Origin of the sequence: Flavobacterium chungangense LMG 26729, from assembly GCF_000735715.2 — a bacterium.
Lineage (GTDB): Bacteria > Bacteroidota > Bacteroidia > Flavobacteriales > Flavobacteriaceae > Flavobacterium > Flavobacterium chungangense.
The window spans coordinates 117,236-131,372 of sequence record NZ_JASY01000006.1 but is presented as its reverse complement, the minus strand read 5'-3'; the positions used below and the strand labels follow the sequence as shown (position 1 = coordinate 131,372).

The 14,137-nt window shown below is 33.2% G+C and carries 11 protein-coding genes and 1 tRNA gene; 9 read left to right on the top strand and 3 right to left on the bottom strand.

What is annotated here, in order from left to right; translation table 11 throughout:
• The first annotated feature begins 81 nt into the window (after nucleotides 1-81).
• Nucleotides 82-1,308: a bifunctional folylpolyglutamate synthase/dihydrofolate synthase gene (locus JE46_RS12380; RefSeq protein WP_031455602.1), complete on the top strand. Its 1,227-nt coding sequence runs from the start codon at nucleotides 82-84 to the stop codon at nucleotides 1,306-1,308.
• Nucleotides 1,309-1,483: 175 nt separating this feature from the next.
• Nucleotides 1,484-1,561 (top strand) — tRNA-Val (locus tag JE46_RS12375).
• Nucleotides 1,562-2,002: 441 nt separating this feature from the next.
• Here the strand turns inward: JE46_RS12375 and polA are convergent.
• Nucleotides 2,003-4,846: a DNA polymerase I gene (gene polA, locus JE46_RS12370; protein ID WP_031455601.1), complete on the bottom strand. Its 2,844-nt coding sequence runs from the start codon at nucleotides 4,844-4,846 to the stop codon at nucleotides 2,003-2,005.
• Between the two features lie 265 nt (nucleotides 4,847-5,111).
• Between polA and JE46_RS12365 the strand changes: the two genes are divergently transcribed.
• From JE46_RS12365 to JE46_RS12335, 7 genes are all read left to right on the top strand, one after another.
• Complete coding sequence (locus JE46_RS12365; RefSeq protein WP_031455600.1) at nucleotides 5,112-5,309, top strand: hypothetical protein; 198 nt, start codon at nucleotides 5,112-5,114, stop codon at nucleotides 5,307-5,309.
• Nucleotides 5,310-5,359: 50 nt separating this feature from the next.
• Entirely contained in the window at nucleotides 5,360-5,593 is a 234-nt protein-coding gene (locus JE46_RS12360) for a hypothetical protein (RefSeq protein WP_035136569.1), read from the top strand.
• Nucleotides 5,594-5,780: 187 nt separating this feature from the next.
• Complete coding sequence (locus JE46_RS12355; protein ID WP_031455599.1) at nucleotides 5,781-6,455, top strand: response regulator transcription factor; 675 nt, start codon at nucleotides 5,781-5,783, stop codon at nucleotides 6,453-6,455.
• Nucleotides 6,456-6,466: 11 nt separating this feature from the next.
• Entirely contained in the window at nucleotides 6,467-7,810 is a 1,344-nt protein-coding gene (locus tag JE46_RS12350) for a sensor histidine kinase (RefSeq protein WP_236010631.1), read from the top strand.
• 100 nt (nucleotides 7,811-7,910) lie between these two features.
• Complete coding sequence (locus JE46_RS12345; protein WP_031455597.1) at nucleotides 7,911-8,111, top strand: hypothetical protein; 201 nt, start codon at nucleotides 7,911-7,913, stop codon at nucleotides 8,109-8,111.
• A gap of 174 nt (nucleotides 8,112-8,285) precedes the next feature.
• Nucleotides 8,286-9,521, top strand: coding sequence for a metallophosphoesterase (locus tag JE46_RS12340; RefSeq protein ID WP_031455596.1), 1,236 nt, complete (start codon nucleotides 8,286-8,288; stop codon nucleotides 9,519-9,521).
• Between the two features lie 73 nt (nucleotides 9,522-9,594).
• Nucleotides 9,595-9,897 carry a thioredoxin family protein gene (locus JE46_RS12335; RefSeq protein WP_031455595.1) on the top strand — a complete coding sequence of 101 codons (303 nt, stop codon included), beginning with the start codon at nucleotides 9,595-9,597 and terminating at the stop codon, nucleotides 9,895-9,897.
• A gap of 16 nt (nucleotides 9,898-9,913) precedes the next feature.
• Here JE46_RS12335 and JE46_RS12330 read toward each other — a convergent pair whose 3' ends face one another.
• Both JE46_RS12330 and JE46_RS12325 read right to left on the bottom strand, forming a co-directional pair.
• Nucleotides 9,914-10,549, bottom strand: coding sequence for a polysaccharide deacetylase family protein (locus JE46_RS12330; RefSeq protein ID WP_031455594.1), 636 nt, complete (start codon nucleotides 10,547-10,549; stop codon nucleotides 9,914-9,916).
• Nucleotides 10,550-10,641: 92 nt separating this feature from the next.
• Nucleotides 10,642-13,920, bottom strand: a complete 3,279-nt coding sequence (locus tag JE46_RS12325; protein WP_031455593.1) for a glycosyltransferase family 117 protein — start codon at nucleotides 13,918-13,920, stop codon at nucleotides 10,642-10,644.
• Nucleotides 13,921-14,137: the final 217 nt, after the last annotated feature.

Below are 14,137 nucleotides of genomic sequence, written 5' to 3'. Positions count from 1 at the left end.
TGCAATAAAGATAATTTTCACTGTAATATTAAACTAATAAAATTGAAAATTATTTCAATTAACCGCTATTTTATTCAAAAAATGAACTATCAGGAAACTACTAATTGGATGTTTAATCAATTGCCCATGTATCAGCTTCAGGGCGCTTCGGCTTACAAAGAAGATTTGACCAATATTAAACTGTTGTCAGCACATCTTGGGAATCCTGAGAAGCAGTTAAAATACATTCATGTAGCGGGAACAAACGGCAAAGGATCGACTTCGCACATGCTGGCTTCAGTTTTACAGGAGTCGGGATACAAAGTTGGACTTTATACTTCTCCACATTTAAAGGATTTCAGAGAAAGAATAAAAATTAACGGCAGCAACATTTCAGAAGATTTTGTTGTTGAATTTATTGCCCAACACAAAGATTTTTTTGAGGCTAATGACCTGAGTTTTTTCGAAATGTCTGTTGGTTTGGCCTTTGATTATTTTGCTTCTGAAAAAGTGGATATCGCCATTATTGAAGTAGGTTTGGGAGGAAGACTTGACGCTACTAACATTATCACTCCCCTTATTTCGGTAATCACCAACATTGACTTGGATCATATGCAGTTTTTAGGAAATACACCCAGAGAAATTGCAGGAGAAAAAGCCGGTATTATAAAACCTAATGTTCCGGTGGTAATTGGCGAATATACTCCCGAAACTCAACCTGTATTTTTAGCCAAAGCCAAAGAAAACCAATCAGCCATTTATTTTGCAGCTGATTTAGTTACCGAAGTATTTCCTTCTGATTTGATTGGAGATTATCAGTTTCACAACAAAAAAACGGTTCAGCAGACTATTGAGGTTTTAAATGCCCAAAAGGAATTTAAAGTTTCTATTGAGAATTTAAAAACCGGTTTATTAAATGTTTCTAAAAACACAGGCTTACAGGGACGATGGCAGCAATTAGGAGAAAATCCTAAAATAATTTGCGACACGGCACATAATAAACACGGCCTGGCAATTGTGATGAAACAAATTCAGAAAGAAAATTTTGAAAACCTGCATATTGTTTTGGGAGTTGTAAATGATAAAGATCTTGATTCGATTTTACCTCTTTTCCCTAAAAAAGCACAATATTATTTCTGCAGGCCTGATTCGTCGAGAGGCTTGGCTACGGAAATCTTGCAGGAAACGGCTAAAAAACATGATTTATTTGGAGAAAAGCACGAGTCTGTCATTAGTGCTTTTGATGCAGCCAGAAAAAATGCCGGAAAAAATGATTTTATTTATGTTGGAGGAAGCACTTTTGTAGTAGCCGAATTGCCTTTGAAGTAAACAAATTCAAATTTGCATAAAAAAGTTCAAAAAAAATAGTTTTATAACAAATTCAATTCCAGTAAAATATAAGTTTTATTATAAATTCTTTTAATTTTTAAAGCAATTTCTTTGGAGAACTGAAAAACTAACGTATATTTGCACTCGCAATAACGCAAGACATTGCTACCCGAAAGGGCGATTAGCTCAGCTGGTTCAGAGCACCTCGTTTACACCGAGGGGGTCGGGGGTTCGAACCCCTCATCGCCCACCACTTTTAAAAAACCTCTAAAGTCATTGATTTTGGAGGTTTTTTTTATGACTCAAAAAAGAGCTTAATTTGGATCAGGTTCAAAAGTTGGGGATTAAGCAAAAAGATTGGATAATCTGAATAGAAAAAAATGGATCAGGTTCAAAAGTTAGGGAGCAGGCAAAAGATTGGATAATCTAAACAAGAAGAAGTCTATATTTTATACCATTTGGCAGGTTTGGCGTGTCCGATAATTTTATCAGTTATCTTCTCAAAAAATTAAAAATTTGGGATTAGCTTTTATAAAAAAAAACGTCCTGAGATTTCAGGACGTTGCTTGTTATCTTTAAAATATTTTTCTTTTAGAAAAATTTATATGGTAATTACCTTCTAGAAAAATTTGCTTATTAGATTTTCTTAAACAAATACCCTCCATCTGAAAAACAAATTCATCACCGTTATTTTCTAATGTGCTTCCAGCCAGTCTTTACCCAAACCAAGTTCAACTTCTAAAGGAACGGTCATTTTAAAAGCATTTTCCATTTCGTGCTTAATCATCGGTTGAATTTTTTCTAATTCGTCATTATGAACATCAAATACAAGCTCATCATGTACCTGAAGCAACATTTTTGATTTCCAATTTTCTTCCTGAAGTTTTTTATGAATGTTGATCATAGCAATTTTAATCACATCCGCAGCACTTCCCTGAATTGGAGCGTTAACAGCATTTCTTTCTGCAGCGCTTCTTACTACGGCGTTAGCTGAATTAATATCTTTTAAATAACGGCGGCGTCCCAAAATAGTTTGAACATATCCGTTTTCGCGGGCAAATTCTACCTGGTCTGAGATGTATGATTTTAATCTTGGATAAGTATTGTAATAAGCTTCAATCAAAGCAGCACTTTCGCTTCTTGATAATGAAGTCTGATTGCTTAATCCAAAAGCTGAAACACCATATATAATTCCAAAGTTTACAGTTTTGGCATTGCTTCTTTGTTCACGGGAAACTTCATCCAACGGCACATTAAAGACTTTTGCGGCTGTTGCCTTGTGAATATCTTCTCCGTCCTGAAATGCTTTAATCATGTTTTCTTCACCACTTAAAGCGGCAATGATTCTTAATTCTATCTGGGAGTAATCGGCAGAAATTAAAGTGTGGTTTTCATCACGTGCCACAAAAGCTTTACGGATCTGACGGCCTCTTTCGGTACGAATCGGAATATTTTGCAAGTTTGGATTATTAGAACTCAAACGACCTGTTGCAGCAACTGTCTGCATATAATCAGTGTGAACACGTAAAGTTTTTTTATCAACCTGTTCTGGTAAAGCCAAAATATAAGTGCTTTGTAATTTCACCATCTGTCGCCAGTCTAAAATTTCTTTTACAATTGGGTTGTCGTTTGCTAAATATGTCAAAACTTCTTCACCGGTAGCATATTGACCAGTTTTGGTTTTCTTTTGTTTAGCACCACCAATTTTAAGCTTGTCAAATAAGATATCGCCTAATTGTTTCGGTGAAGCCAAATTAAATTTCTCGCCAGCTATTTCGTAAATATTTTGTTCTAAAGTTTTAATTTCAACATCCATTTCTTTTGACATCGAACTTAAAAATTCAACATCTAAACGAATTCCTTCTGTTTCCATGGCAGCCAAAACACTTACTAACGGAATCTCGATGTCTTCAAAAAGCTTTTTGGTTTCTGTTTTATCTAATTCGGCTGTAAAAATTTCTTTTAATTGTAATGTTACATCGGCATCTTCAGCAGCGTATTCCTTGATTTCTTCAAGTGCAACATCGCGCATTGAAATCTGATTTTTACCTTTTTTCCCAATTAAAGTTTCGATTGATTTAGGCGAATATTTTAAATACGTTTCGGCTAAAATATCCATATTATGACGCATATCAGGATTAATCAGGTAATGCGCTATCATGGTATCAAAAAGCTTTCCTTTTACTGTAATGCCATAATTAGAAAGAATTTTTAAATCATATTTTAAATTCTGACCAATTTTCTCGATGTTTTCATTCTCAAAAAAGGGTCTGAATTTGTCTATCAAAACCTGAGCCTGTTCCTGACTTTCCGGAAACGGAACATAATATCCTTTTCCTTTTTCATAGGAGAAGGAAATTCCAACCAGCTCCGCATGCAAAGCATCCAAACCTGTAGTTTCCGTATCAAAACAAACCGAAATTTGTTTTTGCAGATTTTGTAAAAGCAATTTAATCCCTAAATCTCCTTCAATTGCCTGATACGAGTGAGGTGTGTTTTCTAAAGTATTGTAAAATGAAGCTCTTGCTGCTTCAGGATTTTCTTCAGTTGTTCCTCCTCCAAAAAGATCAAATTGATCCTCATTTTTAGGCTGAGGCTTTTTATATAATTTAGCATCCGGAGCATTATTTTCGGCTAATTCATTCCCTCCTCCTACTTTAAATAAATTGTCAAATTGTTCTGCCATTCTTCTAAATTCCAGTTCCTGAAAAATAGCATCGGTTTTCTCAATGTCTGGACGCGAAAGTTCGTAGTCTTCTTCATTAAAAATCACATCACAGTCGCAGATAATAGTTGCCAGTTTTTTAGATAAAATACCCTTGTCTTTATTGGCCTCGATATTTTCTTTCATTTTGCCTTTTAGCAAATGAGTATTTTCAAGAAGATTTTCCATTGTGCCAAATTCTTTGAGAAATTTTTTGGCTGTAACTTCACCTACACCCGGTAATCCCGGAATATTATCTACGGCGTCTCCCATCATACCAAGAAAGTCAATTACCTGCTCTGGTCTTTCAATTTCAAATTTTGCCAAAACCTCTGGTATCCCCCAAATCTCAATCCCGTTACCCATTCGGGCTGGTTTATACATGAATATATTTTCAGAAACCAATTGGGCAAAATCCTTATCGGGCGTTACCATAAAAACTTTATAGTTTTGTTTTTCGGCTTGTTTTGCAATTGTTCCAATTAAATCATCTGCTTCACAGCCGGCAATTTCAATAATTGGAATATGCATGGCTTTTAGTAAATCCTGAATATAGGGAATCGCAATTTTGATTGCCTCAGGAGTAGCATCGCGGTTTGCTTTATAATCTGAGTACATTTCGGTTCTTACCTGGCTCCCTTCTTTATCAAAAGCAACAGCCAAATGATCTGGTTTTTCTCTTTTAATAACATCCAAAAGGGAATTCATAAAACCCATAATAGCAGATGTATCCATCCCTTTTGAATTGATTCTCGGATTTTTTATAAAAGCATAATAACCACGAAAAATTAAAGCGTAGGCATCTAAAAGAAAAAGGCGTTTTTGAGTTGACATAAAAAAAATATTAGTCTGTAAAAATAAACAATTGGGTTTTAAAAATGATTCTGTTTTATGAATTTAAATGTTTGTGGCAGTTTAATCAGATGTTTTTAATGAAACAGGAGGTTTATGAACCTTCAAATGATTTACAATGAAAAAGCTTAAGTTAATATCAAGTTAAAATTTTATTGGTCAGTACTATCTTCATTTTGTCTTCATTTTACAGAGGTAATTTTGAAGTGTAAAAAATAAATATTATTAATTTAAATACTTAGAAATCATGAGAAATTTATTGATGTTATTAGTAGCAGTTTTAGGAACAAGTGCAATGGTTAGCGCATTTCCAGCAAAAGAAGGTAAAGTAGTTTCTGCAAAAGAAGTAAAAGCAACAAAACATCCGAAACACAAATCTGAGAAAAAAGCAAAATCAGGAAAAAGTGAAGCTCCGAAAGCAGAAACAGCAAAAGTAAAAAAATAACAAACAGTAATTTAGAATAAAAAGGTAATTAATTTAAAACGTAAGAAATCATGAAATCACAGATTCACGAAAACAAAAAAAGCAGCACACTTAGTCTGAGTAAAAATTTATTGATTGTTTTAGCAGCTGTTCTGGGAACAAGTGTAATGGTTAGTGCGCAAACAACTCCAACGCAGGCAACTCCCGCCAAAGAGGTGAAAGCAACAAAACACCATAATCATAAAGCGAATAAAAAAGCAAAAACTGAAGCTTCAAAAGAAGAAGCTGCCAGCGTGAAAAAATAAGAATTGCTTTTGTTTTGTTTTCGAACTATTGTAACGGAGGCAAAACAGGAATAATGATTATAAGAATGCGATTGAAGAGGCTGATGAAGAAATTTGTCAGCTTTTTTTCATTCGTTAATTTTTTAATAATGCGTGACAGGACTTTTTATAATTGATTAATTTTAGTTGTGCTTAAATTGTTGTTTTTATGAATGTTTTGATTGTTGAGGATAATAAAGAGCTTGCCGGAGAAGTTTACGACTTTCTTTGTACTACAGGATATATTTGTAAAATTGCAAATAATTGCGAAGATGCATTGGAGGAATTTGGCAGTAACGATTATGATGCAATCCTCCTGGATTTAGGATTGCCTGATGGTGATGGCTTTGAGGTTTTGAAAGCCATTCGAAAAACAAAATCAAAAATAGCCGTGATTGTACTTACTGCCCGCGGAGAATTAGATGACAGAATCAATGGTCTTCACCTTGGTGCTGATGATTATTTGACAAAACCTTTTGCGTTAACAGAATTGGCCGCCAGGTTATTTGCTGTTATTCGAAGAATTCATGGTTTTACTTTAAATAATTTAAGCATCCACGGATTTATACTTCAGCTTCAGGATTACAAAGTAAGCTACAACGAAACACCAATAAACCTTACCAAAAAAGAGTTTGATATTTTTCAATATTTGGTTTTAAATAAAAATCGGGTAATTACAAGACTACAATTAACGGAACATATTTGGGGAGACATTTTGGAGGTAAATTCAGATTCGAATTTTATTGACGTTCATGTTCGAAATCTTAGAAAGAAATTGGACAAGCACAATTCGATAGATTGGTTCGAAACAGTTCGCAATGTCGGCTATAGAATTAATGAATAAATAATTTTTTTGTGAAAATAAAACATCAATTAGCCATTTTTAATGCACTGACAAGACTGTTGGTTATTTTGGTTCTGTGGTTAATGCTGCCTATTTTGGTTGAAAATGTTGTGTATCGGCACATCAATAATGGATTGATCGAAAAAAAGAAAAAATTTATTGACCTCCTCAATCAAAAGGAGATCAATGATCTTATAGAAAATTCAGATGATTCGACCGAAACATATTCGCAGTTTACTACTTTACACAGCGAGTTTTTGGTTCTTTCCAGATTGTCTTCAAAACCCAGTCAGAAAAAAACAACTTTTAGTAATGATAACCGAATTATAGAAGGAGAAGAAAATGAATATAGAATTCTGCAATATCATTTTACTTATGGAAACCAGGGTTATCAGCTTGAAATTGGAAGCAGTCTCAGCGAAGTAAACGACCTTACGTTCAGTGTTAGGCTTTTTATTATTATCGTTTTGGTTGTTATCCTTTTGATTACTTTTTTGGCGGATACCGTTTATATCGAATATTTACTGAAGCCTTTTTATAAAATTATTGATACTAAAATAAGGCGTGTCAACGAACCGGAAGCTTTTGATCACACACCTATTAATGCAAAATCCAGAGATTTTAAAGAACTTGATTTTGTTTTGAATCAGATGATGGATCGTATCTCTGAAGTTTTTAAAAAAGAAAAACAATTTATTTCGAATGTTTCCCACGAGCTTTTAACGCCAATTGCTTTATTAAAAAATAAGCTGGAAAATTTGCTGCAAAATGAATCTTTAAATGACAATGCGATTGATAAAATTGCAGGTTCTTTGAAAACGTTGGACATGTTAAAAAAAATCATCAATAATTTATTACTGATTTCCAGAATTGAAAACAACCAATACGAATCAAATGAACACATTAATTTTAAGGAAATAATTAATGATCTGCAGGAAGATCTTCAGGATCGAATTGATGATAAAGGAATTGCGTTTGTCAATAAAATAGAAGATGATTTTTCTTTTACAGGAAATAAAACCTTAATTCATATCCTATTTTATAATTTGGTTACAAACGCCATAAAGTATAACAAAACCGATGGGAGCATTATGGTTTCTGATGGTTTTTTAAACAATCAATATTTTATTTCGATAGCTGATTCCGGTATTGGGTTAAGTGAATCTCAAATCGAAAATATTTTTAACCGATTTGCAAGAGTGAGTTCTGATCAGGAAGGACAGGGGCTTGGATTGGCTATTGCTAAAAGTATCGCTGTTTTTCATCATATTGAAATTAAGGTTTTCTCTATTTTAAATCAGGGAACAACATTTACTTTATTGTTTTCCGAAACTGAAGATAAAATTAAAAGTTAATTTTTTTCCTGAAAACCTCAATCTTCATTTTGTCTTCATTTAGCGATTCTATCTTTGAATCAAATAAATGAAACAATACAAATTAAATAAATAGACAATTATGAAAAAGTTAGTAATGTTTGCAGTGTTTGTTATAGGAACAGCTGCAATGGTAAATGCTCAAACAACTCCTGCTCAAACAACAGCATCAAAAGAAGTTAAGGCTACTAAGCCTAATAAGAAAGAACATAAAAAAGCAAAAGCTGACAAAAAAGCAGAAACTAATGCTGTTAAGCCAGAAGCTGCAAAAGTTCAAAAGTAAACAGTAAAGTTTGCAAGTCAGACTTTGTTGTGGATTATAAAAGGTTTAAAAAAATTTTGTAGCGGAAGCTGATGGAGTAATTCATCAGCTTTTTGCTGTTTATTGAGTTAAAATTTTGATAATAGAAAGCGGTAAAATTTTCATTCTTTGTTACTTTGTTTAAAACTGTAAATAATGATTCTTCGTTTTATAATTCTGTGTGCTCTTTTTTTATTTATTGAGTTCTATTCTTACCAGGCCTTGCGCACTTTAATCAAATTACGATGGGTTTTAATGGCTTATCAGCTAATCAGTGTATTGCTTTTGGTTTTTATCATCTATTCTTTTACGCAATTTGACCGTTCAGTTGGGCAAACCAAATATACCATGTTTACAATGGGTTTAATGTTATTGGTTTATGTTCCTAAAATTGTAATTACGCTTATTTTGTTTGGAGAAGACATTTTTAGAATAGGTGCCAGTATCTTAAATTATTTCATGTATAATGCACCCCGAAAAGAAATGATGCCGGACAGGCGAAGGTTTGTTAGTCAAATTGCTTTAGGATTGGCAGCAGTTCCTTTTTTATCGTTGATTTACGGAATTTTTGAAGGAAAATATAATTTTAAAGTTTTTAAACAAACTATTTTTTTTCCTGATTTGCCGGATGCTTTTGATGGATTTAAAATTACTCAGATCTCAGATGTTCACAGTGGGAGTTTTGACGATTCAGAAAAAATAAATTATGCTATCGATTTAATTAACGAGCAGGAATCTGACATGATTTTATTTACCGGGGACATTGTTAATACGCATGCTAAAGAAATGCATCCCTGGATCAATGCTTTTAACCAGATAAAAGAGTACAAATACGGCAAGTTTTCGATCTTAGGAAATCATGATTATGGAGAATATGTTACCTGGCCTTCAGAGAAACAAAAGGATGAAAATTTTCAGGAAATAAAAAACCTGTACGGACAAATTGGTTTTAAACTAATGCTGAACGAGCATACTTATGTTCAAAAAGGGAATGATAAAATTGCATTGATAGGAGTAGAAAACTGGGGGGTGAATTTTAAGAAAGCCGGGGACTTAAATAAAGCGTCTGCAGAAGTTGCTCAGAATGATTTTAAAATCTTAATGAGTCACGATCCAAGCCATTGGGAGGCTGAAATTAAAAACCACCCTAAAAACTTCCATTTAACATTATCAGGACATACTCATGGAATGCAATTTGGTATTGAAATTCCAGGATATTTTAAATGGAGTCTGGCACAATACATTTACAAGCAATGGGCTGGGCTTTACGAAAATTTAGGACGGTACATTTATGTAAACAGAGGATTTGGTTTTCACGCCTATCCGGGGCGTGTTGGTATTATGCCGGAAATCACGGTTATTGAACTAAAAAAGGGTAACAATGTGGCTTAATTCGGTAAAAATGCTACATTTGTATAATGTTAATCTCTTTTTAGTAGATTTAAAAATTTAAATTTTTGGTTTTATGTCAAAATTTGGAGAACTAATAAATGCTCAGGTTCCAGTGTTAATAGATTTTTACACAGACTGGAACGAATCATCGGTTTCTATGCATCCTGTAATCAAGGATGTAGCAGCAGCGCTTGGTGATAAAGCCAAGGTAATTAAAATAGATGTTGATAAAAATCAGGAATTAGCAGAAGCTCTACGAATTAAAGGACTTCCAACTCTGATGATCTATAAAGAAGGCCAAATGATCTGGAGACAATCCGGCGAATTGGATGCTAATACCATTATCGGAATCGTTCAGGAACAGCTTGGCTCATGAAAAACCAGGGATTGTTTTAGCTGACAACATCAAATACAAATCCATTTTCTTTTAGATAGCTTAACGTTTTAGGTAGTGCAAATTTTAAATTTTGTGATGCTTTTATACTGTCATGAAAAACAATTACGCTTCCGGATTTTACATTTTTAGTAACATTTTCGAGACATTTTTCAGGCGTAATAGTTTGATCAAAGTCGGCACTTAAAACATCCCACATCACTATTTTATAGCCCAAATTTCGTAAGATTTTAGATTGTGCCTTTTTGATTTTTCCGTAAGGAGGACGAAATAGTGAACTACTCATTTTTTTTCCGGCTAATACGGCAGCACAATTTTTTACATTTTCAATATAATCGTTTGTTTTACTTTTCCATCCATTCGCATGGTTCATGGTGTGGTTTCCTATTGAATGACCTTCTGAAATTAATTTTTCAAACAAAGAAGTGTTTGCATTAATGTTTTTCCCAATACAGAAAAAAGTCGCTTTTGCATCAAATTTCTTCAATTCAGATAAAACCCAGTCTGTAATTTCGGGAGTCGGACCATCATCAAATGTTAGGTATATCTTCTTTTCTTTGTTTGGAATATCCCAACAATATTTAGAAAACACCCTTTTTATAAATGAATTTGTTTTGACCCAATAAAAGCTCATTTTGAAACAATTTAGAGATATGTAAAATTAAAAAATGCAGCGCTATTTATCTAACAGCGCTGCATTTTTTTAATCAGTATATTTTTCGTATATTATTCTTTTTCACGGCCAAAACGTTCAAATACATTTACATACGTATTAAAGGTTGTTTTATGATTGTTATAAAAAGCGTTGTCTTTATTTTCTTTCATAACCTGAAGCAAGCTTCTGTAACGTTCAATATCTGTTATTATGTCAATGGCCAGGTCAGATTGATCACCACCGCTTAAAGTTGCATAATAATTCAGGTTCTCTTTGTATTTTTGAACCAATTTATTCAGCAAATCCTGAGCCTTTTCTTTTTCACCTACTTTGTAATAACCGCCTGCAAAAGGTTCTACTAATGAATAATATCCATATTTGTCTAACGGCATTTTCGTCATGGCAAGATTGATTATGTTTTTAGCTTTGTCAATTTTGCCTTCAGCGATAAGCTGATTCATTAAACGAGAGAGATTGGTACGGTAAGTAATACTGTTTCTTCTGGTTTCAGGGTCATGATAAATATTTCCATTGCTATTACCCCAATCCCATTTTGTTACGATGTCATACATTTTATCGGCATCAATTTGCCCCATATCCATTGGACCTCCATCTTTTGAAGGTGTATTTTTGATTGGAACTAATTTGTATACCATTCCGTCAAGCTGTAAATAATCTTTCAGCCATAAATAATCTTCATCATCAAAAGCTCCGCCGCTAAAATAGATTGGCCTTTTCCAGTTATTATTTGCTAAGATATCTAACATCATTAGGCGATTTTTATATATCGAAGTTCCTTTAATATCTATATCCAAATATGGAACTATAGAATCATTGTATTTAGGATTAATTACTTTGTTTTTTATAATTGTATTTTTATCAACCGGAACCCTTATTTTATTAGTTGGGAAAAAGTGAATGGTTTGACCGTTTTGTAAAGAAACAGTCGATTTAGGATGTTTAATAAAAGTAATAAAATCATTAATATTCCAACGTGTTTCCACTTTTTGAATATGAGCTACATAGTCTAATTTATCTCCAACATATTCATCATGTGTAAAAGATATTGGCAAAGGGTCTGACTCATATGCTTTGGCTTTCATTTGGTCAATATACCAGTCGGTCATAAAAAGACTTGTGTTTACAATTTTTACATCGGTACGAATACCTTCAATTTCTTGTGCATACCACAATGGGAAAGTGTCATTATCTCCAATGGTAAATAAAATAGCGTCTTTGTCGCATGAACTCAGATATGCTTTTGCCATTGCAACAGCTGTATATTTGCCTGATCTGTCATGATCATCCCAGTTTTGAGAAGCCATTAAAACAGGGGCTGCCAATAAACTTCCGGCAATAATAATTGGACCGGCAATTTTTGGAGCCAGATATTTTTGAATGGTCTCATATAATGAATACACTCCAAATCCTATCCAGATTGCAAATACATAAAAGGAGCCAACCAAAGCATAATCTCTTTCACGAGGTTCAAAAGGCCTTTCGTTTAAGTAAATTTTCAGTGCAATTCCTGTAAACAGAAACAGTGCCAAAAGAACATAAAAACTTTTAAGATCTTTATTGGCATGATACATCAATCCGATTAATCCCAGGATAAAAGGAAGGAAATAGTAGGCATTTCGTCCTTTATTATTTAGTACGTCAGAAGGCAGATTGTCTTGCGAGCCTAAATGTACTGAATCTAAAGCTTTGATTCCGCTGATCCAGTTTCCGTCTAAATTATCATATTTTCCCTGAACATCACTCTGACGTCCAACGAAATTCCACATCAGATATCTCCAGTACATATATCCAAACTGATATTCAAACATGAAACTGAAATTATCAACAGTTGTTGGTTTTTCGATAATTAAATAATCACCATAACTTCTTAAAAACTTGATATAACCTTCGTTATCAATTTGTTTTTGAGCATAAGCCTGTCTGAATTCGTGAACCGTTTTCTCAACTTCGTTACGTAATTGAGCAGTGGCTTTATTGTATTCATCTTCACTTAACTGACTAGCATCAATTCCGTACTTTGCCAAATCATCCTCGTAAGGGTAATTAGGATTTATTTTAAATTGTGGCGGATTTGTAAAGTTGATGTAATTTTGAATATGGGCAGTTTCTGTGCTCCACATTCTAGGCAGAATTGTTTTTTGATTATCATCACTATTTTGATCTGCATTTTTATAATTATTCGTAATGATGTATTTACCGGTTTTATAATCCCTTTCGTAATTAGGCGCTTTGTCCAAATAAGGGGTTTTGGCATCTAATCCGGCAAAAACCTCGGTATACTGAGGACCATAAAATAAAGGATTTACTCCATATTGTTCACGATTATAATAGGCAAGAACTTCTATAGCATCTGATGGTTTATTTTCGTTGATAACTGTATTGGCATTTGCGCGTACAGGTAACATCATCCATGTAGAAAAACCAATTAAAATGAATAAAATACAAAGAATAATAGTATTGTAGAAAATGAGTCCTTTTTGTTTGGTAAATTTTAAACCAAAATAAAAGAAAGCAATAAAGAGCAAAGCAACGAAAATGGTTCCTGAGTTAAAAGGAAGTCCCATACTGTTAACCATGAAAATTTCGGTCTTACCAAAAAAAGCCATTGTTAAAGGAAGAAGTAATTTAAAAATAAACAACAAAATTCCTATCACTACAACATTGGCAATAATGAAGTTTTTTATAGTAACTTTTTCGTAGTGTTTGAAATAATAAAGAAATCCTATAGAAGGAATTGTCAATAAAGCCATAAAGTGAACTCCAAACGAAAGTCCAACAACAAGAGAAATGATTAATAACCATTTGTTTCCTTTTGGTTTATCCATATCCTGTTCCCAACGTAATCCAAGCCAAAAAAGCAACGCGATTAATAAAGAAGCCATTGCATAAACTTCAGCCTCAACAGCATTAAACCAAAAACTGTCTGAAAACGTATACGCTAAAGCCCCAACAAAAGAACTTCCCAATATTACAATTGAATTATTTTGATCGATTTCTGCAAAACGTGCAATGATTTTTTTTAAAATCATTGAGGATGACCAAAACATAAACAAAATAGTAAAAGCACTTGAAAAAACAGACATCATATTTACCATTACAGCAATATGTTGATTATCTAAAGCAAACATCGCAAAAAAGGCACCCATCATTTGAAATAGCGGTGCTCCTGGTGGATGGCCAACTTCAAGTTTAGCTGCTGTGGCAATATATTCTCCACAATCCCAGAAACTCATGGTTGGTTCAACAGTTAGCGTATAGGTAATTAAAGCGATTGCAAATGCAAACCAACCAATAATTGTATTCCATTTATTGAAATTGAATTGTGCCATATTTAGATGTTAAAATTTTGTATGTTTTCTATCTTACAAAGAAAATGTTTTTTTGTGTAAAGAAACGAGCATTAACAAAAAATTCTACAAAAGTATTTAGCAAAAGTAACCTGCTGTTTGTGAAATACTTGTAACTTTATTACGAATTCGAAAGAAAAAAAAACAAAAAATAATTAAATTTTTTATCCAAAAAGTTTGCGCAAACTAAAAAAAGCTT